Genomic DNA, 21,144 nt, shown 5'->3' on the forward strand with positions numbered 1-21,144 from the left:
GCGCCTTACAGCGCGCGCGCGGCGTCGACCACCGCCTCGACCGTGAAGCCGAAGTGCGGGAACAGAACCTCGGCCGGGGCGCTGGCGCCGAAGCGGTCGATGCCGATCACCGCGCCGTCCAGGCCGACGTACTTGCGCCAGAAGTCGGACACGCCGGCTTCGACGGCGACGCGTTTGCGGCATGCATCGGGCAGCACCGATTCGCGCCAGGCCGCGTCCTGGCGATCGAAGACATCGCTGCAAGGCATCGACACCACGCGCACCGAGTCGCCGAGCTGCGCCGCGGCGTCCATCGCCAGGCCCACTTCCGAACCGGTGGCGATCAGGATGATTCCCGGCGCGCCGACCGAATCCCTGAGCACGTAGCCGCCGCGCGCGATCGCAGCAACCTGGCCGGCGTCGCGCTGTTGCGGCGCCAGGTTCTGGCGCGAGAACACCAGGCAGCTCGGGCCGTCGCGACGCTCGATCGCGGCCTTCCAGCACACCGCCGACTCGACCGCGTCGCAGGGACGCCAGACGTCGTTGCCGGGGATGTAGCGCAGGCTCGCGATATGTTCGATCGGCTGGTGCGTCGGGCCGTCCTCGCCCAGGCCGATGGAGTCGTGGGTATAGACGTGGATCGCGTGCGCACCCATCAGCGCGCTCATGCGCACCGCGTTGCGGGCGTAGTCGCTGAACACCAGGAAGGTGGCGTCGTAGGGGATGAACCCGCCGTGCACCGCAAGACCGTTCGAGATCGCGGTCATCGCGAACTCGCGCACGCCGTAATAGATGTAGTTGGCGTCCGGGTCGTCACCGGCCACCGACTTGCTGCCACTCCACAGGGTGAGGTTCGAGCCGGCGAGGTCGGCCGAACCGCCGATGAGCTCCGGCAGCAGCGGCGCAAAGGCTTCGATTGCCATCTGCGAAGCCTTGCGCGAGGCAACCTTGGGGCTCTCGGCCTGCAGCTTTGCGATGTACGCGTCAGCCTCGGCCGCGAAGCCCTCCGGAAGGTCGCCGTGCGAACGACGCGTCAGCTCGGCGGCCAGCTCCGGGTGGCGCTGGGCGTAGGCGTCGAACATGCGGTTCCACTGGTCCTCGCGCACCGTGCCGGCGTTGTTCGCGCGCCAGCCGTCGCGGATCGCCTGCGGGATCTCGAACTCGCCGTGCGTCCAGCCCAGCGCCTTGCGCGTGGCGGCGATCTCGTCCTTGCCCAGCGGCGCGCCGTGCGAGGACTCGCTGCCGGCCTTGGCAGGCGAGCCGAAGCCGATCGTGGTGCGGCAGCAGACCAGCACCGGCTTGTCGTCGTGCTGCATCGCCTGGTCGATCGCGGCCTTGATCGAATCCGCATCGTGGCCGTCGACGTCGCGGATCACGCGCCAGCCGTAGGCCTCGAAGCGCGCCGGGGTGTCATCGGTGAACCAGCCGGCGGTGTCGCCGTCGATCGAGATGTGGTTGTCGTCCCAGAACGCCACCAGCTTGCCCAGGCCCCAGGTGCCGGCGAGCGATGCGGCCTCGTGGCTGATGCCCTCCATCAGGCAGCCGTCGCCCATGAACACCCAGGTGCGGTGGTCGACGACCGCGTGTTCCGGACGGTTGAAGCGCTGCGCCATCAGCTTCTCCGCCAGCGCGAAGCCGACGGCATTCGCGAAGCCCTGGCCGAGCGGCCCGGTGGTGGTCTCGACGCCGTCGGTGACGAAGTTCTCCGGATGCCCCGGGGTGCGGTGGCCAAGCTGGCGGAAGTGCTTCAGCTCTTCGATCGGCAGGTCATAGCCCGAAAGGTGCAGAAGCGCGTACTGCAGCATCGAGCCGTGGCCGTTGGACAGCACGAAGCGGTCGCGGTTGAACCACTTCGGATTGCCCGGACTGTGGTTCAGGTAGTCGTTCCACAGCACCTCGGCGATGTCGGCCATGCCCATGGGCATGCCGGGATGGCCGGAGTTGGCCGCCTGGACGGCGTCCATGGCGAGGATGCGGATGGCGTTGGCAAGGTCGCGGCGGCTGGGGCTGGTCATGGGGTCTCGGGCGGCTGGGACGGCGGGCGAAGCCGCCATTGTCCCATCCCCCGCCCGCGGAGTCTCCCGCCCCGCCCCGCCGCCTCGCTCCGTCCGGAGCGCCCCCTCCGTAGGAGCAGCTATAGCTGCGACCACGGTCCCCCACTGAACGAAAATTGGCTCAACCGATTGGTTCGGTCGCAGCTATAGCTGCTCCTACTGTCAGGTCGTGGCTGCAGGGGTGTCCGGGGCGGGGTCGAGCGGCGCGCCCACCTCGCCCTTCGACACGATCGCAGCGATCCCGAGGTCGCCGGTCACGTTCACCGTGGTCCGGCACATGTCGAGGAAGTGGTTCACGCCCAGGATCAGGCCGATGCCTTCCGGCGGCACGCCGACCATGGCGCAGATCAGCGCCACCACCGGCAGCGAGCCCGAGGGCACGCCGGCGGTGCCGATGCCGCCCAGGATGCAGACCAGCATCACCATGAACTGCTGGCCCCAGGTCAGATCCACGCCGAAGAACTGCGCCAGGAAGATCACCGTCACGCCCTCGAACAGCGCGGTGCCGTTCTGGTTGGCGGTGGCGCCGATGGTCAGAACGAAGCGCGAGACCTTCGACGGCAGGTGCAGGTCCTGGTCGGCCACCTTCAGCGCCGTCGGCAGCGTGGCGTTGCTGGAGGCCGTGGAGAAGGCCATCAGCATCGCCTCCTGCACGCCCTTGAAGAACTTCACCGGTGAATAGCCGCCGATGAATTTCAGCGCCAGCGAATAGGTCACCACCATGTGCAGCGCCAGCGCTCCGACCACCACCAGCACGAAGGCGCCCAGGCGCAGCAGCAGGTCCCAGCCGAACAGCGCGGCGAGGTTGAACATGAAGCAGAACACCGCCACCGGCGCCATGCGGATGATCAGGCCGATCAGGGTCATCGAGATCTCGAAGATGCCCTCGATGCCGCGGCGCAGCGTGCGGATCGGCGCCGTGTCCGGGCTCATCACGATGCCGATGCCGAACATCAGCGCGAAGAACATCAGCGCCAGGATGTTGGCGTTGTTCGCCGCCGCGCCGACCACGTTCTGGGGCACGATGTCGAGCAGCATCTGCATGCCGGACGGCTGCTCGCTGCTGTCGCGGACGATGGCCGCGGCGCGCTCGGCGCCCTCGGTCAGCAGCTGCTGCGCCAGCACCGGGTCGACGCCCACGCCGGGCTTGAACACGTTCACCATCACCAGGCCCAGCAGCACGGCGATGCCCGAGAACAGCACGGTGCAGACCAGGGTGCGCCAGCCGATGCGGCCCAGCGACTTCACGTCGCCCATCTCCGACACGCCGACCACCAGCGCCGAGAACAGCAGCGGCACGATCATCATGAAGATCAGGCTGAGGAACAGGGTCGACAGCGGCTGGGTCACGTAGCGCGTAAGGCCCTGCACCCAGGCGGTCTCGGCGCCGGCGACGTAGTGCACGAACAGGCCGAGGACCAGGCCGGCGACGAAGCCGATGGCGATCTTCCAGTGCAGCGGCATGCGCTTGCGGCTGGGCGCGTTCGGCTCGGTCATGCGGTGTTCCCCGGAACGGTGTGGACGGCGGAGCTTAGCAAAGCGGCCCGCCGCGGCAGCTCAGGGCGGATAGAGCGGCGGCAGCGAGCCGTCGCGGTCGACGTCCCGTGCGAGCCAGTCGGGACCGCGCGCGAAGGCGGCGCGCACGGCGGCGCGGGCCTGTGCCGCCGTGGCGTCGCCCTGTCCCCAGCGTGCGCGCTGCAGTTCGGCGACGGCTTCGCGCTGCGGGCCGGCCGCCAGCATCCGCGACAGCGCGTCCAGGTCGGCGGCTGGCGGCGACGCAAGCGCGCACAGGGCAGCGGCGACGTCGCCGAGGTCGCCCGTGTCGAGCGCCTTGCGCAACGCGGGCGATGGCCCCGCGCGGCGGGCCGGCGCGGCATCGGCGGCCTGTCCGCCGCCTGCATCCCGGATACCGGCGCCTGCACGCTGCCGCAAGCCCAGCGCCCAGCCCAGGGTCACCAGCCACAGCAGGGCGAACGCCACCGTCGCCAGCGCCCAGGTGCGTACTTCTCCCTGCACGCCGGGGACGCGCATCCATCCCCCGTCGCGCGGCGACGTGGTCGTGGCATCGCCGCCGGATGCCGATGCCGCGACATCGAGTTCCAGCGGCGGCAGCGTCGCCACGCGGGCGCGTTCGGCATCCACGTCCCACCATTGCAGGCGCGGCGCCTCGACGCGGACGCGGCCCTCGCGCGCGGGGAGGATCGAGAAGCGGCGCACCATGCGCACGCGTGGGCGGCCGTCCTCGACGGTCTCGTCGTGCTGGACGGGTTCGGGGAAGACCTGCGCACCCTGGTCGACGGCAAGCACCGGCGGCTCGATCTGGGCGGCGATCGCGCCATCGGCGACAAGCTCCAGTTCGACTGTGAACGCATCGCCCGCGCGCGCCGTGGCGGGCGTCTCCAGCCAGCGCAGCTGCAGCCCGTGCAGCGGCAGCCAGGGCCGGGCCGCCGCGTCGGGCACCGGCTTCGTGTCCAGCGCGATCGCCGGGCCGTCCGCGGACAGTGCGCGCTGCCCGTCGCCGAACAGGTCGTCGAGCCAGCCGCCCACGCCGCGGCCGCGGAAGCGCGCCGGCGGCAGTTCGATCCGGCCGCTGCGCTCGGGCACCAGCAGGTAGTTGCGTTCGACCACGTGGAAGCGGCGGCCGTCGACCTCGCGCGTGTACTGCAGGTCGCTGCCGACGCGCCGCAGCGCGGCACCATCGGGCTCCGGCTGGTCCAGCTGCCCGGACACCAGCTGTGCCGAGTAGTACAGCCGCAGGCGCAGTCCCACGGCCTGCTGCACATAGGGCGCGGTGTCGTCGACCTCGGCTTCGATGTAGGCGGGCCCGCGGGCGCGCGCCGGCGCCGCACGGGCGGCAGTCACGGTGAGCACGATGGGCGCGGTGCGTTCGCCGCCGACCCGCAGCGCCGGGATCGTGATCCTGCCCTCGCGGTCGGGCTGCAGCGCCACCGCGTACAGCGTGCGCGTCACCGCCTGCCCACCCTGCCCACCCTGCTGCCCGAAGGACTGGCGGCTGCTGCGCTGTTCGATGCGGAAGTCGTCCTCGAGCGGCGCGTAGTCCGGACGGCCGCCGCCGTCGGTCTCGACGTTGAGGGTGACGGTTTCGCCGAGCTCGATGCGGTCGCGGTCCAGCCAGGCGCGGGTCTCGGCGTGGACGAAGCCGGGGACGAGCATGGCCAGCAGCAGGAGCAGCGCGAGCGGCCGGCGGAAGGCGTTGGACATGGACATGTGGTCAGCGCTCCCCGGCGCGGCGGCGCAGGTGTTCGTTGCGGAAGCGGGCGCGCAGCAGCGCCCCCGGGTCGTCGGGCACGCGGCGCAGCCATGCCGCGTTGGCCTGCTCGCGCTCGGCGGCGGCGGTGGAATCCGTGCGTTCGGACGCGTCGCGCCCGTCACCCGGCTCGCTGCCACCGTCGCGCGCGTCGCCGGCGTCGATGGCGCGCTGCATCGCCTCGCGCTGTGCTTCGTCGGCGGCCTGCTGGCGGGCGCGGGCCTCGGCGTCGCCGATCTCGTCGGCCGCGGGCGGCGGCCCGGCGTCGTCGCCTGGATCCGGAGGCTGTGGCGGGGGCGATGGCGGGTCCTGGCCAGGCTCCTTCCCGGCATCGGCATCCGGCGGCGCGCGCCCGTCGTCGCCGCGGTCGCCCGTTTCGTCGCCCGCGCCACGGTCGCCCTTGCCACCATCGGGAGGCATGTCGCCGCCGCCGGCACCGCCGTCGGGCGGTTCGCGGGCCATCACCGCTTCGACAGCGGCGCGGTTGGCGAGCGCATCGGGCATGCCCGGGACTTCGCCCAGGGCTTCGTCATACGCGGCGATCGCTTCTTCATAGCGGCCCGCGCGGGCCAGGGCGTTGCCGCGGTTGTACGCGGCGTCGGCGCCCGGCAGTCCGTCGAAGCCTCGGGCGGCGGCCGCGAAATCGCCCTCGCGGTAGGCGGCTTCGGCTTCCGCGCTGCGTGCATGCGCGGCCTGGTCCGCACGGCGCCAGGCATCGGCCACCGGCGGCCCGGCGCCGGCCGCGAAGCCTGGCTGCACCGGCAGCACCATGCAAAGCGCCAGCACCGCGAGCACGCCGCCGCGCCGGAACGCGACCAGCAACAGGACCATGGCCAGCGGCAGCAGCCAGTAGCCGCCGTCCTCGCGCACCAGGCCGCGCGACGCGTCGGCGGCCACGGCGCCTGCGCTGGCACCCGAGGCCCCGCCGCCACCGAGCGTGGCGACAAGCTCGGCCTGGGGTTCACCCCAGGCGTGGGTGCTGCCGCCTCCCGCCGCGGCCAGCGCGCGCAGGGACCCGGGATCGAGCGCGCTGCGATGAATTTCACCGTCGCGGCCGCGATAGCCGGCACCGGCTTCGGTGCCCATCGCCAGCACCGAGACACGGTAGCCGTCCGCGGCGGCGCGGGTGGCGGCGCGCACCGCGTCGCGCCCGGCCCCTGGAGCCAGCAGCAGGATGTCGCCGCGGGCATGCCCGGCCCGTGCCAGCAGCTCGCGCGCACGGTCGATGCCGCGCCCGGCCCGCTGGCCATCCACGGGCATGACGTCAGGTGCGAGCGCATCGATGAAGACGGCGACGTTGTCCGGATCGGACGTGACCGGCGACACCACGAAGGCATCGTCCGCATACGCCACCAGCGCGACCTCGCCGGCGTGCGCGTGCAGCAGGGCGTCGATCCTGGCGCGGGCCTGCACCAGGCGCGACGGCTGCAGGTCGTTTGCCAAGGTCGCGCTCGACAGGTCGAGGACGATGACCAGGGCACTGCCGCCACCCTGCAGCGGCTGCGGCACGCCGCGCCAGCTTGGTCCGGCGAGTGCGACGATCGCCAGGGCGAGGCCGGCGAGCGTGGCGACGCCGGCCAGCGAGCTGTCGCGCCCACCACCGCGTGCATCGATCAGGTGCGGCAAAAGATGTGCATCGACCGCCGTGCGCCAGCCGCTGCGCCGGCGCGCGCGCCGCCTCCAGGCCAAGGCCAGCAGCGGCAGGAGCAGCAGCGCCAGCAGCCAGGCCGGGCGCAGGAACTGGAGGTCGGCGATCGGCAGGGTCATCGTCCGTCCCTGCGCCATGCCAGCGCCGCTGCAAGCAGGCCGGCGAGCAGCGCGAGGGCCAGCGGCCAGTGGTAGCGCTCGAGGCGTGGGCGCATGGCCTCGCCCGGCGCCTCGACCGGTTCGATGCGGTCGATTTCGGCGTAGATGCCGGCCAGGGCTTCGGTGTCGCGGGCGCGGAAGCTGCGCCCGCCGGTCATCTCCGCGATCCGTGCCAGCGATTCCTCGTCGATTTCGCTTCCGCCCGAGGGCAGCCGGAAGCCGAAGACCGACAGCTGTTCGCCGCTGCCGCCGAAGGCGATGGTGTGGACGCGCACGCCCTCGTCGCGGGCGATTTCAGCGGCCTTCACCGGATCCAGGGCGCCGGCGGTGTTGACGCCATCGGTGAGCAGCACCAGCACGCGCTCACCCTCGCGCTGCGCCTGCAGGCGCTTGACCCCGAGCCCGATCGCATCGCCGATGGCGGTTTCGCGGCCGGCCAGCGAGACCTCGGTCGCCAGCAGCTGTTCGCGCACCGTGTCGAGGTCGGCGGTGGCCGGCGCCAGCACGTACGCGCCGCGGCCGAACACCAGCAGGCCGACGCGGTCGCCCTCGCGCCGGTCCAGGAAATCGGCGATCACGGCCTTGGCCGCCCCGAGCCGGTCGACGACCTCGTTGCCGACCAGCATGTCGCGCTCGCCCATGCTCGCGGAAAGATCGACGGCGAGCATCAGCTCGCGCGCGGCCTGCGGTGGCGTGACGACCTCGCCCCAGGCCAGGGGGCGGGCAGCCGCCAGGCACAGCAGCGCCCAGCCGACCCAGGCCAGCCAAGGCTGCCCGCCCGCGCGTGGCTGCAGGCCGGACGGGGCGACGATCGGGGCCAGCCGCGCCGCCCAGGGCACGCGCAGCGCGGGGCCCGCGTCGCGCAGCGGTGGCAGGACGGCGCGCAGCAGCAGGGGCAGCGGCAGCGCGAGCAGCAGCCAGGGCCAGGCGAAGCCCGCGAACGCCGGCCAGGCGGAAGACAGCGCACTCATTTGCGGCCCTCCATCCATTCAACGAAGCGCTCGCGCGCGACGTGGCGCAGGTCGGCCACCCCGGCAGCATCCGCATCGCGTCGGAACGGGCCTTCAAGCAGCAGCGTCCCACGGGCGCCGTCAAAGCGCGGGGCCTCGCGACCGGCATCCAGGAACGCGAGCCAGGCCTCGCCTTTCAGCCGGTCCGCCGCGGGATCGCGCAGCCGCGCCGCGCGGCGCAGCAGGGTCGAGATCGCGGCGACGGACTCGGCAGGTCCCCGGGCGGCGTCCACCTCGGCGTCGAACAGGGCCTGCAGCCGACGACGACGACGGGCACGCCACCAGCGCCAGGCGATGATCGCGGCAAGCACGAGCAGCAGCGCTGCGGCCAGCATCCACCAGCCCGGTGCCGGCGGCCACCACGAGGGCGCCGTCGACAGATGGATGTCGCGCAGGACCAGCCCGTCGTCCATCAGCCGCGCCCTGCTCCCGCACCGGCCCCGAGCCCCGCGAGCCAGGCATCGCTGGGCGCGTCGCAGGACAGCGGCACCGCGCGCACCCCGCGGGCCGCCAGGCTCGCGACCGTGGCCGAAACGCTACCGGCGAATGCCTCCTGCCACCGCCTGCGCTGGGCATCGGCCGCCAGGTCCACGCTGATGCGCGCGCCGGAGGCCTGCCCTGCGCCCGCGGGCGTGAACGCAAGCAGGGCCGCGGGCGGTGCCGTCTCCAGCGGATCGGTCAACAGCAGCACGACCACCTGGCTGTGCGCGGCCAGCGCCGGCCAGCGCCGCGCGGGGACCGCCGCCACGCTGGCCGGGTCGGCCAGCACCAGCAGGCGCGAGCCGGGCCGAAGCAGGCGATGGGCATGGTCGAGGGCGACATCCAGGCCCGCATCGGCGTCCGGCGGCCGCGCGTACCAGCGCACCAGGGCATCGAGGACGCGCAGCGCGCCGCGGGCGCCGGAACCCGCGGGCACCGGCGGTGACGCGTCGCTGCCACGGAGCGCGGCGACGCGGTCGCCGTCGGCCACCGCGCGCCACGCCGCGATCGCGCCGGCACGCGCGGCCTGCACCGACTTGAAGCGCACGCGGGTGCCGAAATACAGCGCCGGCGCAGTGTCGGCCACGATCAGGCTGAGTCGCTCGCGCTCGGCCTGGAACAACTTCGTGTGCGGCTTGCCGCTGCGAGCGGTCAGGCGCCAGTCGATGTGGCGGGCGTCGTCGCCGATCGCATAGCCGCGCGACTCCGCGTACTCCATGCCGCGCCCGCGCAGCACCGATGGCGCCTGGGCGCGCAGGCCCGCGGCCCCGCGACGCGCCGCGCCGCGCGCCTGCGCCAGGCCGCGCAGCGCGATCAGTTCGGGAAGGGTCGGCACGATGCCATCGCCTTCGCGTGGCGGAGTCGCTGCCGGCATCAGGCTCCCTGCTGGCGCCCCTGCGCGAACCCGCAGTCGCCCGCGCAGGGCATCGACTACGGCCCCTCCGATCACGGCAACGGCACCTGCGCCAGCAGCGCCTGCACCAGGCGCTCCCCGTCCCAGCCCTCGGCGGTGGCCTCGTAGCTCGGCAGCACGCGGTGGCGAAGGACATCGGGCGCGACCGCGCGCACGTCGTCCGGGGTCACGAAGTCACGCCCCGCAAGCCAGGCGTGGGCGCGCGCGCAGCGCTCCAGCGCGATCGAGCCGCGGGGGCTGGCACCCCAGGCGATGCGCGGTGCAAGTGTTTCGTCGTAGCGCGCAGCGTCGCGCGAAGCCAGCACGATCTCGACCAGGTAGCGCTCGACCGCTGGCGCCATGTGCAGCGCCAGCACGGCGGAGCGCGCGGCCATCACATCGGCTTGCGAGATGCGTTCGGCGGGAACCGACGGCGCCTCCAGCGTCGCAATCGCGCGCTCGCGCGCCAGGCGCAGGATCGCGGTCTCGGCGTCCGCTTCCGGATAGCCGACGCGGACATGCATCAGGAAACGGTCAAGCTGGGCTTCCGGCAGCGGGAACGTGCCTTCCTGCTCGATCGGGTTCTGGGTCGCCATGACCAGGAACAGCGGTGGCAGCGCATAGGTCTGGCGGCCCACGGTCACCTGCCGCTCGCCCATGGCCTCGAGCAGCGCCGACTGCACCTTGGCGGGCGCGCGGTTGACCTCGTCGGCCAGCAGCAGCGAGTGGAACACCGGCCCCGGCAGGAACTCGAAGCGGCCGTCCTGCGGCCGCCAGACCTCGGTCCCGGTCAGGTCGCCGGGCAACAGGTCGGGGGTGAACTGGACGCGGGCGAAGTCGGCTTCAACGCGCGCGGCCAGCGCGCGGATGGCGCTGGTCTTGGCCAGCCCGGGCGCGCCTTCCACAAGCAGGTGGCCGTCTGCGAGCAGCGCGATCAGCAGGCGCTCGACAAGCGCCGCCTGGCCGATGATCTCTTCGGCGAGCGCGTCGCGGAGGCTGGAGAAAAGGCCGTGGAGGCGGACACTTTCGTCGCTGGTCGTTTCCATTTGAAGCCGGTCTGCGACGCGGGCTGCGCCGGGACCAGTTTGACCCCAACCGGGCGACTTGGTTCAAGCGCACTGGTCACTGGAACGACGACGGGGCCGCAAGGGCCCCGTCGTGGGTCACACCTGGCCTTGCGGGATCAGTATCCGCGCGGCGCCACGCGCAGCACGCGCGGGGTCACGAAGATCAGCAGCTCGGCCTTGGCCTTGGAGCGGCCCTTGGTCTTGAACAGGTTGCCCAGGATCGGCAGGTCGCCGAGGAACGGAACCTTGGACACCGAGTTGCGGTCGCTGAACTCGTACACGCCACCGATGACCACGGTCTGGCCGTCCTCGATCAGGACCGCGGTGGTGACCTCGCGCTTGGCCAGGTTCGGGATCGAGCCGAAGCCGGTGATCTCGGTGTAGTCCTCGATCTCGTCCTTCTTGACCGCAAGGGTCAGGAACACGCGGCCGTCGGCCGTGATGGTCGGCGTGACCTTCAGCTCCAGCAGCGCTTCCTTGAACTGCACTGTCGGCACGTTGTTGCTCTGGCCGCCGGTCACCGTCAGATAGCCGACCTCGCGGCCCTGGCGGATGACCGCCTCGCGCTGGTTGCTGGTAACCACGCGCGGGTTGGATACCACTTCACCACGCTGCTCCTGCTGCAGCGCCTGCAACTCCAGATCCCAGTCAATAGTGTTGCCGAGGATGGTGAAGGCGATCGAACCCGGGTTGAGGTTGCTGATGCTGAAATCGTTGTTGAGCGTCTGGCCAACCGTACCCCAGGTCGGCCTGTCGCCGCCGCCGTCGATCGCCTCAAGCGTGGAGTTGACCAAACGCCGGTTGCTTTCAAGCGATCCGGAGCTGACGAAGCGATCCTTCGCGGCGCGGACGCCGAAGCGCGCGCCCAGGTCCCGCGCAAACGACTCGTTCGCGATCACGATCCGCGACTCGATCACCACCTGGTCCACCGGCTTGTCCAGCTCGTCGACCAGGTTCTGGATTTCCCGCACGCGATCCGGAATATCGATCACCAGCAGCGTATTGGTCCGGCGATCGAAGCTCAGGCTGCCGCGCGGCGACAGGAAGCCGCGGCTGGAGTTGGCTTGCCCACCGCCGCCGCCCTGGCTGCTCTTGCTCTCGTCGGTCAGCAGCTTGGCGATGTCTTCAGCGCTGCCATAGGAAATCGGAATGTACTCGGTGACCATTTCCGCGCTGTTCTCAAGCGCGATCCGGGCGTTGGCGATGTCCTGCTCGAACTTCGCGATCTCCGACTGCGGAGCCACCCAGACCACGTTGCCGTTGCGGCGCTTGTCCAGCGACTTGGCCTGCAGGACGATGTCCAGCGCCTGGTCCCACGGCACGTTGATCAGGCGCAGGGTGACGTTGCCGGTGACGTTGTCGCTGGCGACGATGTTGAGGTCGGACAGCTCGGCGATCAGCTGCAGCACGGTGCGCACCGGCACGTCCTGGAAGTTGAACGTGACCGGGCGGCCGCGGTATGCGCGGGTCTCGCCCTGCGCGGCCTGGGCCGCGACGACCTGGCCGGTGGCCGCCACGGTATTGGCCGAGGCTGCGCCCACGGCGCGGTCCGGTGCTTCGGCGCGCGGCACGATCTCGACGATGTAGTCGCGGCCGGTCTGGTAGGCCAGCGGCTCGAACGCACCCTGCGTGCTGAGCACGATCTGGGTGCCCTTGGCGCTCTGGTTGGCGTCGATCCGCTGCACCGGGGTCGCGAAATCGGTGACGTTCAGCGGGCGCTGCAGCGAGGCCGGCAGGGACGCATTGCCGACGTTGATGATCACGGAGCCGCCTTCGGTACGCAGGTCCGGGGCGGCACCTTCGCCGTCGAAGCGGAGCACGAGCCGCCCCGCGCCGCCGTCGCCGCGCTTGAAGTCGATGTCGGCCACGGCCACTTCGGCCGGGACCTGCTTTGCCGGATCCGTCGCCGCCACGGACGACTGGGCGAAGCTGGCCACGGGCACGCCCGGGTTGGGAGCGGCGCTGACCGTTCCGAAGGCGCCAAGCAGGCCGGCGAGGAGTCCGCAGGCGCCTGCCCGGAGCGGAAGTGCCCGCTGGGTGGGCGAACGGCGTTGCGCGTTGGTGAACGTCATCTGGCTTCCCCTAATCAATTGTCTTCGAGCGCGATCGAGGCCGGCCGTTCCAGCCAGCCACCCGAGCCATCGGGCACGAGTTCCACGAGTTCGATGCGGTCATCGGTAACGCTGGTGACGCGGCCGTCGTTCTGGCCCATGTACACACCCGGGCCGACCCGGTAGGTGACCTTGTCGGGCGCCATCACCAGCGCCGTCAAACTGTTGCCCGCGCCCAGCGACCCGACCATGTCGAGGCTGTCGAGCGGGAACTGCTCGAGCGTCTGCTTGCGGCGGTTGGAGTCGGGCCGCGGCCCGCTGCCACCACCTTCGTTGGTGAAGGCGGCGCTGAACGGATCGCGCATGCCCTGTGCCGCGTATTCGAAGGTCTCGAACTGCTGCATCACCGGCAGTGGATCAAGCGGTGGCGCCGGACGGGCGCGGACGTTGGCGGCCCACTCCTCCAGGTTCGGCGCGCCGCCGGGTTCGCTGGTGATGCCGCGGCCGCAGCCGGCCAGTGCGGCGATGGCCGCGACCAGGGCCAGCCCGCGGATGGCGTTGGATGTCATGCGCATGTCAGCGGCTCCCCCCGGCTGCAGCGGCCGCGGCTTCCTGGGCAGCGGCCTCTTCCTCGTCCAGGTAGCGATAGGTCTTCACCGTGCCGGCAAGCTCGAGCGGCGAGTTGGCGCGGATGCCGGCGCGCGGATCCTTGTCGGCACCACGCGGGCGCAGCTGGATGTCGTGCATGGTCATGATCACCACGCGCGGCAGCGAGGCCACGCCGCTGACGAAGGCGCCGAACTGGTGGTACGTGCCGACCATGCGCAGCGCGATCGGCTTCTCGGCGTAGAACTCCTTGGGCGTTTCCGGACCGGGCTGGAAGAGTTCGTTCTGGATGCCGGTGGCCAGCGCGGTCTGCGAGATGTCGACGATGAGGTCGGGCATCTCGGTGCGGCTGGGCAGCTGGCGCAGCATCTGCTGCAGCTGCTGTTCCATCTGCACCAACTGGAGCTTGAGCGGCTCGAGGTTGGCGGCGCGGCCCTGCTTGGTCTCGAACTCGGCGCGCAGGTCGGACTCGGTGCGCTCCAGGCCTTCGAGCTGGTCGCCCTTTTCACGGGTGAACACCCACCACGCCAGGCCAAAGATCAACAGGCCGACGATCGCGCAGAAGCCGATCTTGTACTCGCGCGGCCAGGAACCGATATTGTTGAAATCAAGTTCCTTGAGCGACATCTTGCGCTTGCTCACGATGCGGCTCCTTCTTCAGCGGCCGGCACGGCGTCTTCAGCGTCCGCGGGGGCCTCGACGGCGGGTTCGGCATTCGCGGCGGGCGCGGCACCGGCAGCTCCAGCGGCGTCCGGCGCCGGATCGGCGGCGACGCCGGCAGGCGCCGCGGCGTCCGCGGAATCGACCGGCGGAACCGCATCCGGGATGCCGTCGCCGTCTTCGTCCTTCGGCGCGTTGGGGTTGGCAAGCTCCACGGCCAGGGTGAAGGCGTAGGGCAGGCCGGCCACGCCGTCGCGGGCCTCGATGATCGAGAGGTCCGGCTTGGTCATCCAGCCCGAGCCCTCGAGGTTGCGCATGTAGGTGCTGACGCGCGCATTGGACTGCGAGCGACCTTCCAGCGTCAGCTTCTCGCCGACCTGCTTGATCGCGGTCAGGACCACGCCGTCGGGAATGGTGCGCACCAGCGAGTCGAACAGGTGGACCATCTGCGAGCGGTTGGCCTGCAGTTGCTCGATCACTTCCTTGCGCGCCAGCAGGCGCGCCTTCTGCCGGTCGAGCTCGTCGATCTCGGTGATGCGCTCTTCGACCTGCTTGATCTGGTCCTGCAGGTAGGCGTTGCGCGTGTTCTGGCCGTCGATCTGGGCGTTGTAATACCCGTTGACCAGGAACCAGAGCAGCACGCCGGCCAGCGCGGCGAAGGCCAGCATGACGCCGAATTCCTTCTGTCGCTGCTTGCGGCGTTCGGCGCGCCACGGCAGGAGGTTGATGCGGGCCATCAGTCGAAGCTCCTCAGGGCCAGTCCGCAGGCGATCATCAGGGCGGGCGCATCCTGCGCCAGCGCATGGGCCTGCACGCGCGGACCCAGGGTCATCTGCGCAAGCGGGTTGGCGACCACGGTCTGCACGCCGAGCTGCTCTTCGACCATCTCGGAGATGCCGGCGATGGAGGCGCAGCCCCCGGCCAGCACCACCTGGTCGACGCGGTTGAACTCGCTGCCGGCGTAGAAGAACTGCAGCAGGCGGCTGATCTGCTGGACCAGCGCCTCCTTGAACGGCTCCAGCACCTCGACCTCGTAGCTTTCCGGCAGCCCGCCCTGGCGCTTGGCCAGTCCGGCTTCCTCGTAGGAAAGGCCGTAGCGGCGCATGACCTCGTCGGTGAGCTGCTTGCCGCCGAACACCTGCTCGCGGGTGTACAGGCTGCGGTCGTTGCGCAGGATGCTGAGCGTGGTCATGGTCGCGCCGACGTCGACCAGGGCGACGATGCCGTCGCGCGGCACGCTGAGCGTGTTGGCCAGCAGCGCGAAGGCGTTCTCGATCGCGAAGGCCTCGACGTCCATGACCTTGGCGGCAAGGCCACCGAGTTCGAGGGCGGAGGCGCGCATCTCCACGCTTTCCGAACGCGACGCGGCCAGCATCACCTGCACCATCTCGGTGTTGCCCGGCATCGGACCAAGCACCTCGAAATCAAGGTTCACTTCTTCGATCGGGTACGGAATGTAGTTGACCGCCTCAAGCTCGACCTGAGACTCCATTTCCTCTTCGTCGAGGTCGGCCGGCATCGGGATCAGCTTGATGATGACGGCGGAGCCCGCAACGGCCGCGGCCGCATGCTTGGCCTTGCTGCCCGAACGCGCCATCGCGCGGCGGATCGCCTCGCCGACGGCCTCGACCTCGACGATGCCCTTCTCGACCACCGCATTCGGTGGCAGCGGCTCCACGGCGTAGTGCTCGACCCGATAACGGTCGCCCGACCGCGACAGCTGCAACAGCTTCACCGCTGTCGAGCTGATATCGACCCCGACCAGCGGTGCCTGGCTTTTTGTGATGAGCCCCACGCTTTTCTCCCCATGTCACGGGCGCTTACGTGCGCTTCGTGCCCCGGTGCATTAAATAACGGAGTTTTTACCGAATGGCAATAAGCGGCACGCCAAAGCGTGTCGCACTGCGCGTTCGGTCACGTCTTGACGTAGAACGTCACCCCTCTGGACAGTGCGCCTCGCGGCCGCCCGGCCCAACCATATATATACTGCGCGACTCTCCACGGCCCGCCAAGCCCCGATACGGCCCAGGATCAATCCGATGTCACGTTTTCGTCGTCTGTTTCGCTGGCTGCTGCTGCTGGCCGCACTTGCTACCGTCCTCGGCCTGCTCGCGGCGGGCACACTCTACTACGTCGTGTCCTCGCGCCTGCCCGAAGTCGACAGCCTGCGCAACATCGAACTGCAGGAGCCGATGTACGTCTACGCCAACGACGGCCGCCTGATGGCGCTGTTCGGCGAGATGCGGCGCTACCCGGTCGACATCGCAGAGGTTCCGGAGGCGATCAAGCAGGCCTTCATCGCGATCGAGGACAACCGCTTCTACGAACACGACGGCGTCGACTACAAGGGCGTGGCGCGCGCCATCTGGCTGATCGCCAAGACCGGTTCGAAGGAAGGCGTGCCGGGCGGCTCGACCATCACCCAGCAGGTGGCGCGGCAGTTCTACCTCAGCCCCGAGGTCAGCTACACGCGCAAGTTCGAGGAAATGCTGCTCGCGATGAAGATGGAGCGCGAGCTCAGCAAGGACGAGATCTTCGAGCTCTACCTCAACAAGAGTTTCTTCGGCAACCGCGCCTACGGCATCGCCGCCGCCGCCGAGTTCTACTACGGCAAGCAGCTGTCCGAGCTCGATCTCGACGAGGTCGCCGCGCTGGCGGCGATTCCCAAGTTCCCGTCCAGCGGCAACCCGATCTCCAACCCCGAGCGCGCGCAGATCCGTCGCGACTACGTGCTCGAGCGCATGGCCGACCTGGGTTTCATCACCCGCGCCCAGGCGACCGCGGCGCAGGCCGTGGAAATGCACGCGCGTCCGCACGAGCGTCCGGTCGAGGTCTACGCGCCCTACGTTGCCGAGATGGTCCGCCAGGAAATGATCGCGCGCTACGGCGGCGACGTGCTGACCCGTGGTTACCACGTCACCACGACCATCGACCCGGTAAAGCAGGCCGCCGCAGACCAGTCGGTGCGCAGTGGGCTTTCGGCGTACGACCATCGCCATGGCTGGTCCAAGGTCGAGCAGACCTTCGAACTTGCCGACGACGAGGACGCCGCGACGGCCGCCGCGCGCCTGCGCGGGATCTTCGCGCAGGGAGGGCTCCTGCCGGCGGTGGTGCTGCGCGCCGACGGCGGCACCGCCGACGTGGTGCTGGCCGATGCCACCGTGGTCACGCTGGATGCCGCTTCGAGCCGCTGGACCGGTCGCAACCCGGCCGCGCTCCTCACGCGCGGCGACCTCACGCGCGTGCGCCGCATCGAACCCAAGGGCAAGGACGGCGAGCCACCGGCGGCGGACGCCAAACCGACGTGGCAGCTTGACCAGCTGCCGCGCGCCCAGGCGACGCTGGTGTCGCTGGAGCCGGACAGCGGCGCGCTGCGGGCGCTGGTCGGCGGCTTCAGCTTCGCCGGACAGAAGTTCAACCGCGCGACGCAGGCGCGGCGCCAGCCGGGCTCGAGCTTCAAGCCCTTCATCTACGCCGCCGCCTTCGAGCGCGGTTTCAACCCGGCATCCATCGTCCCCGACGCGCCGGTGGTGTTCCGAATGCGTCGCGGCCAGGACTGGAGGCCGCAGAACGACGACGGCAGGTTCGTCGGCCCGATGCGCCTGCGCGAAGCACTGGTGCGTTCGCGCAACCTGGTCTCGGTGCGCCTGCTCGATGCCATCGGCGTGGATTACGCACGCCGCTACATCAGCCACATGGGCTTTGACGAATCCGAGCTGCCGCCCAACCTGTCGATCTCGCTGGGCACGCCGTCGCTCGCACCGATGGACATCGCACGCGGCTACAGCGTCTTCGCCAACGGCGGATTCCTGGTCACGCCCTGGTACATCGACGAGGTCCGCGATCGCGACGGCCAGGTGATCTTCAAGGAGAACCCGGCGGTGGCCTGCCGCAGCTGCGGCACCGGTGGCAGGCCGGGAGTGCCGTCCACGGTCGTCGACGGCTTCAACCTCGGCCCGTCGCTGCCGGCCCCTGAAGTGGTTGCGGACACCAGCGCCGAAGAGCCCGCGCAGGCGCCCGGTCCGGATGCCGTGGTCGCGCCGCGCGCGATCGACCCGCGCGTCGCCTACCAGCTGGTGTCGATGATGCGCGACGTGGTCCAGCGCGGCACCGGCACCCAGGCCAAGGTGCTGGGCCGCGAGGATGTCGGCGGCAAGACCGGCTCCACCAACGACCACCGCGACGCCTGGTTCTCCGGCTTCGGCGGCAACCTGGTCACCGTGGTCTGGGTGGGCCGCGACGACAACCGCTCGCTGGGCAGCCGCGAATACGGCGGCCGCTCGGCGCTGCCGATCTGGATCGACTACATGCGCGCAGCGCTCGACGGCGTGCCGATCGCGGCCAACGAGCCGCCCGAGGGCATGGTAAAGGTGTCGGTCAGCGCCAGCGGGCGCCTGTTGCCCGCCGGCGAGGACGGGATCACCGAATGGGTGAAGGCCGAGGATCTCGAGCGCATGGAATCGACCTTCGACGACTTTGATGACGAGATGCCCGCCGAGGAAGCCTTCGACATCTTCTGACATGTGTATCCGCTAGGCTTGCCGGGCCAGCACGGAGGTCGATGCATGCGCCGCGCCCGACAACACGCCGAGCGAAACACCCGCGAACGCCGCCACAGGCTCGCCAACGAAGCCGCCAGGCTGATGGCCGAAGGCGGCATCCGCGACTACCACCAGGCCAAGCGCAAGGCCGCCGACCGCCTGGGCATCCACGACGACGCCTCGCTGCCGCGGAACCGCGAGATCGAAGATGCGCTTCGCGAGTACCAGCGCCTGTTCCTGGGCGATGCACAGGCCGTCACGTTGCGCACGCGCCGCGACGCGGCACTGCAGGCGCTCGACTTCTTCGGGCCGTTCCAGCCGCGCCTGGTCGGCCGCGTGCTCGACGGCACCGCCGACCAGCACACGGCCGTGTCCCTGCACCTGCACATCGATGACGCCGACGAGGTCACGCGTTTCCTGGCCGACGCCGGCATTCCGGCCGAGGCGGGCTCGCGCCGCATCCGCCTGGACCGGGCGCGCGACTGCGATGCACCGGTCTGGACATTCAACGCCGACGGCCTGGCATTCGACCTGACCGTGTTGCCATTGGACACGCTGCGCCAGGCGCCGCTGTCGGGCATTGATGAACGGCCAATGCCACGCGCCTCGCGTGCCCAGCTGCAGGAGCTGCTTGCCGCGGACGACGTCGTCGCCGGCGTCGGCACCGGCACCGGCGCCGGCGCCGGCGTCGGACCCACTGCCGCCCGGCGATGACGCGGAAGCGCTTGCGCGGCAAGGCTGCATGGCCGTGACGATGCCCGTGCGCACTTCGAGCTCCCGTGCCGGCGCCATGGCGCACCATCCGCCGCCGACCGGATCCATGTCGGAATTCCCTGCCCGGAAACGCGGAACGCCCCGCGGATGCGGGGCGTTCCTGGCACGGCCGACTGGCGAACCGGTCAGCGCTTCGCGGTGGCCACGTAGTCGCGCGATGCCGCGCCGGTATAGACCTGGCGCGGGCGGCCGATCTTGAACTCGGGATCGGTCTGCTGTTCCAGCCAGTGCGAGACCCAGCCGGCGGTGCGCGCGATGGCGAACATCACCGTGAACATCTCGGTCGGGATCTTCAGCGCCTTGTAGATGATGCCGCTGTAGAAATCGACGTTCGGGTACAGCTTGCGCTGCACGAAGTAGTCGTCCTTCAGCGCGGCCTCTTCCAGGCGCATCGCGACTTCGAGCATCGGGTCGTCGATGCCGAGTTCGCCCAGCACCTTGTGGGTCATCTCGCGGATGATCCGGGCGCGCGGGTCGAAGTTCTTGTAGACGCGGTGGCCGAAGCCCATCAGGCGGAACCCGGACTCCTTGTCCTTGGCGCGGTCGACGGCCGACTGCACGTTCTTCACGTCGCCGATCTCGGCGAGCATCTTCAGCACGGCCTCGTTGGCACCGCCATGCGCGGGCCCCCACAGCGCGGCAACGCCGGCGGCGATGCACGCGTACGGATTGGCGCCGGTGGAACCGACCAGGCGCACGGTCGAGGTGGACGCGTTCTGCTCGTGGTCGGCGTGCAGGATGAAGAGCAGGTCCATCGCCTTCGCCGCGACCGGCGACAGCTCCAGCGGACCGCTGGGCAGCTCGAACATCATGTGCAGGAAGCGCTCGACGTAGCCGAGGTCGTTGCGCGGATAGTTCGCCGGCCAACCCATGGAATAGCGGTAGCACGCAGCCGCTATGGTCGGCAGCTTCGCGATCAGGCGGATGCCGGCCAGGCGGCGCTGCGCGGGATCGTCGTAGTCGAGGTCGTTGTGGTAGAAGCTCGCCATCGAACCGAGCATGCCGACCAGCATCGCCATCGGATGGGCGTCGTGGCGGAAACCACCGATGAAGCTCTTGAACGCCTCGTGCATCATCGTGTGATGGGTGACGTCGTGGTCGAACGCGGCCATTTCGGCCTGGTCCGGCAGTTCGCCGTTCATCAGCAGGTAGGCGACCTCGAGGAAGTTCGAGTGCTCGGCCAGCTGTTCGATCGGGTAGCCGCGGTACAGCAGCACGCCCTCGTCGCCGTCGATATAGGTGATGGCGGACTTGCAGCTGGCAGTCGCGGTGAAGCCGGAATCGTAGGTGAAGCGCCCGGTGGCCTTGGGCAGCTTCGCGATGTCGATGCACTCGTTGCCGAGCGTTGGCTTGATGACCGGCAGCTCGACGGATGCACCGTCGACCTGGACGGTGGCGATGGACGGCTCGCTGCCGGCCGTGTTCTGGTTGGCGGACACTCTCGCACTCCTTCTTGGCGTCCCACGCCGGCGCGGTGCGGCAGGCGGTCGGGGAATCAGGCGGATCGCGGCTTTGACGCGATGCGGCAATTATCGCATAGCAACGTGCGCCGCCGTATCCATGCGGCCGGTGATCGCCGGGATGCTGCGTCTGCCCTCCGCGCGCGGGCGTGCGCCGGAAACGACGACGGCCACCTTTCGGCGGCCGTCGGGCGTGCGCGATGGCAGGCGCTTACTTGGCGTAGCGCTTGCGGAACTTGTCGACGCGACCGCTGGTGTCCATCAGCTTGTTCTGGCCGGTATAGAACGGATGCGAAGCCGAGGAGACTTCGATCTTGACCAGCGGATATTCATTGCCATCCTCCCACTTCACGGTCTCTTTGCTGGAGAGCGTGGAACGGGTGAGGATCTTGAAGTCCGAGGTCACGTCCTGAAAGACGACGTCGCGGTATTCGGGGTGGATGTCGGCCTTCATGGCGGGCACCAGAGTGATCGAGGGAAGAGCGGCATTATAGCC

General features: G+C 70.2%; 17 protein-coding genes. 2 read left to right on the forward strand and 15 right to left on the reverse strand.

Annotation, left to right across the window (positions count from 1 at the left end):
- Positions 1–5: 5 nt before the first annotated feature.
- From tkt to ACW7G5_RS13590, 13 genes are all read right to left on the reverse strand, one after another.
- Positions 6–1,994 carry a transketolase gene (gene tkt / locus ACW7G5_RS13530; protein WP_457005339.1) on the reverse strand — a complete coding sequence of 663 codons (1,989 nt, stop codon included), beginning with the start codon at positions 1,992–1,994 and terminating at the stop codon, positions 6–8.
- Between the two features lie 201 nt (positions 1,995–2,195).
- Complete coding sequence (locus tag ACW7G5_RS13535; protein ID WP_457005341.1) at positions 2,196–3,530, reverse strand: dicarboxylate/amino acid:cation symporter; 1,335 nt, start codon at positions 3,528–3,530, stop codon at positions 2,196–2,198.
- Between the two features lie 60 nt (positions 3,531–3,590).
- On the reverse strand, positions 3,591–5,261 hold the full coding sequence (locus tag ACW7G5_RS13540) for a BatD family protein (RefSeq protein WP_457005343.1): 1,671 nt from the start codon (positions 5,259–5,261) through the stop codon (positions 3,591–3,593).
- A 4-nt stretch (positions 5,262–5,265) separates the two neighbouring features.
- Positions 5,266–7,068, reverse strand: coding sequence for a VWA domain-containing protein (locus ACW7G5_RS13545; protein WP_457005345.1), 1,803 nt, complete (start codon positions 7,066–7,068; stop codon positions 5,266–5,268).
- Entirely contained in the window at positions 7,065–8,078 is a 1,014-nt protein-coding gene (locus tag ACW7G5_RS13550) for a vWA domain-containing protein (RefSeq protein WP_457005347.1), read from the reverse strand. The genes ACW7G5_RS13545 and ACW7G5_RS13550 overlap by 4 nt, the downstream gene beginning before the upstream one ends.
- Complete coding sequence (locus tag ACW7G5_RS13555) at positions 8,075–8,530, reverse strand: DUF4381 domain-containing protein (RefSeq protein ID WP_457005348.1); 456 nt, start codon at positions 8,528–8,530, stop codon at positions 8,075–8,077. The genes ACW7G5_RS13550 and ACW7G5_RS13555 overlap by 4 nt, the downstream gene beginning before the upstream one ends.
- Positions 8,530–9,471, reverse strand: coding sequence for a DUF58 domain-containing protein (locus tag ACW7G5_RS13560; protein WP_457005350.1), 942 nt, complete (start codon positions 9,469–9,471; stop codon positions 8,530–8,532). Before ACW7G5_RS13560 ends, ACW7G5_RS13555 begins: the two co-directional genes overlap by 1 nt.
- Positions 9,472–9,542: 71 nt before the next feature.
- Positions 9,543–10,535: an AAA family ATPase gene (locus ACW7G5_RS13565; protein WP_457005352.1), complete on the reverse strand. Its 993-nt coding sequence runs from the start codon at positions 10,533–10,535 to the stop codon at positions 9,543–9,545.
- Positions 10,536–10,672: 137 nt separating this feature from the next.
- A complete protein-coding gene (locus tag ACW7G5_RS13570) occupies positions 10,673–12,628 on the reverse strand; it encodes a type IV pilus secretin PilQ (protein ID WP_457005354.1) in 1,956 nt (651 codons plus the stop codon).
- A 14-nt stretch (positions 12,629–12,642) separates the two neighbouring features.
- Positions 12,643–13,176: a pilus assembly protein PilP gene (locus tag ACW7G5_RS13575; protein WP_457005447.1), complete on the reverse strand. Its 534-nt coding sequence runs from the start codon at positions 13,174–13,176 to the stop codon at positions 12,643–12,645.
- Positions 13,177–13,183: 7 nt separating this feature from the next.
- The gene (locus tag ACW7G5_RS13580) at positions 13,184–13,840 is read right to left on the reverse strand and encodes a type 4a pilus biogenesis protein PilO (protein ID WP_457005449.1); all 657 of its coding nucleotides are present in this window, start codon (positions 13,838–13,840) and stop codon (positions 13,184–13,186) included.
- An 11-nt stretch (positions 13,841–13,851) separates the two neighbouring features.
- Complete coding sequence (locus ACW7G5_RS13585) at positions 13,852–14,610, reverse strand: PilN domain-containing protein (protein WP_457005356.1); 759 nt, start codon at positions 14,608–14,610, stop codon at positions 13,852–13,854.
- A complete protein-coding gene (locus ACW7G5_RS13590) occupies positions 14,610–15,668 on the reverse strand; it encodes a pilus assembly protein PilM (RefSeq protein ID WP_457005357.1) in 1,059 nt (352 codons plus the stop codon). Before ACW7G5_RS13590 ends, ACW7G5_RS13585 begins: the two co-directional genes overlap by 1 nt.
- Before the next feature lie 244 nt (positions 15,669–15,912).
- On the opposite strand from ACW7G5_RS13590, the gene ACW7G5_RS13595 reads away from it, so the two are divergent.
- Together ACW7G5_RS13595 and ACW7G5_RS13600 are read left to right on the forward strand one after the other, a co-directional pair.
- On the forward strand, positions 15,913–18,393 hold the full coding sequence (locus ACW7G5_RS13595; protein WP_457005359.1) for a penicillin-binding protein 1A: 2,481 nt from the start codon (positions 15,913–15,915) through the stop codon (positions 18,391–18,393).
- Positions 18,394–18,438: 45 nt separating this feature from the next.
- Positions 18,439–19,128 (forward strand): hypothetical protein, encoded by a 690-nt coding sequence (locus ACW7G5_RS13600; protein WP_457005360.1) that lies wholly within the window; start codon positions 18,439–18,441, stop codon positions 19,126–19,128.
- Positions 19,129–19,313: 185 nt separating this feature from the next.
- Here the strand turns inward: ACW7G5_RS13600 and ACW7G5_RS13605 are convergent, their stop codons facing one another.
- Both ACW7G5_RS13605 and ACW7G5_RS13610 read right to left on the reverse strand, forming a co-directional pair.
- The gene (locus ACW7G5_RS13605) at positions 19,314–20,588 is read right to left on the reverse strand and encodes a citrate synthase (protein WP_457005451.1); all 1,275 of its coding nucleotides are present in this window, start codon (positions 20,586–20,588) and stop codon (positions 19,314–19,316) included.
- A gap of 271 nt (positions 20,589–20,859) precedes the next feature.
- Positions 20,860–21,102 (reverse strand): type B 50S ribosomal protein L31, encoded by a 243-nt coding sequence (locus tag ACW7G5_RS13610; RefSeq protein ID WP_343254709.1) that lies wholly within the window; start codon positions 21,100–21,102, stop codon positions 20,860–20,862.
- Positions 21,103–21,144: the final 42 nt, after the last annotated feature.

The sequence above is a fragment of the Luteimonas sp. A501 genome, assembly GCF_054052085.1.

What these genes read in the sequence shown, in the direction of transcription:
- tkt (WP_457005339.1), bottom strand. Translation starts at nt 1,994, where the DNA reads ATGACCAGCCCCAGCCGCCGCGACCTTGCCAACGCCATCCGCATCCTC.
- ACW7G5_RS13535 (WP_457005341.1), bottom strand. Translation starts at nt 3,530, where the DNA reads ATGACCGAGCCGAACGCGCCCAGCCGCAAGCGCATGCCGCTGCACTGG.
- ACW7G5_RS13540 (WP_457005343.1), bottom strand. Translation starts at nt 5,261, where the DNA reads ATGTCCATGTCCAACGCCTTCCGCCGGCCGCTCGCGCTGCTCCTGCTG.
- ACW7G5_RS13545 (WP_457005345.1), bottom strand. Translation starts at nt 7,068, where the DNA reads ATGACCCTGCCGATCGCCGACCTCCAGTTCCTGCGCCCGGCCTGGCTG.
- ACW7G5_RS13550 (WP_457005347.1), bottom strand. Translation starts at nt 8,078, where the DNA reads ATGAGTGCGCTGTCTTCCGCCTGGCCGGCGTTCGCGGGCTTCGCCTGG.
- ACW7G5_RS13555 (WP_457005348.1), bottom strand. Translation starts at nt 8,530, where the DNA reads ATGGACGACGGGCTGGTCCTGCGCGACATCCATCTGTCGACGGCGCCC.
- ACW7G5_RS13560 (WP_457005350.1), bottom strand. Translation starts at nt 9,471, where the DNA reads ATGCCGGCAGCGACTCCGCCACGCGAAGGCGATGGCATCGTGCCGACC.
- ACW7G5_RS13565 (WP_457005352.1), bottom strand. Translation starts at nt 10,535, where the DNA reads ATGGAAACGACCAGCGACGAAAGTGTCCGCCTCCACGGCCTTTTCTCC.
- ACW7G5_RS13570 (WP_457005354.1), bottom strand. Translation starts at nt 12,628, where the DNA reads ATGACGTTCACCAACGCGCAACGCCGTTCGCCCACCCAGCGGGCACTT.
- ACW7G5_RS13575 (WP_457005447.1), bottom strand. Translation starts at nt 13,176, where the DNA reads ATGACATCCAACGCCATCCGCGGGCTGGCCCTGGTCGCGGCCATCGCC.
- ACW7G5_RS13580 (WP_457005449.1), bottom strand. Translation starts at nt 13,840, where the DNA reads ATGTCGCTCAAGGAACTTGATTTCAACAATATCGGTTCCTGGCCGCGC.
- ACW7G5_RS13585 (WP_457005356.1), bottom strand. Translation starts at nt 14,610, where the DNA reads ATGGCCCGCATCAACCTCCTGCCGTGGCGCGCCGAACGCCGCAAGCAG.
- ACW7G5_RS13595 (WP_457005359.1), top strand. Translation starts at nt 15,913, where the DNA reads ATGTCACGTTTTCGTCGTCTGTTTCGCTGGCTGCTGCTGCTGGCCGCA.
- ACW7G5_RS13600 (WP_457005360.1), top strand. Translation starts at nt 18,439, where the DNA reads ATGCGCCGCGCCCGACAACACGCCGAGCGAAACACCCGCGAACGCCGC.
- ACW7G5_RS13610 (WP_343254709.1), bottom strand. Translation starts at nt 21,102, where the DNA reads ATGAAGGCCGACATCCACCCCGAATACCGCGACGTCGTCTTTCAGGAC.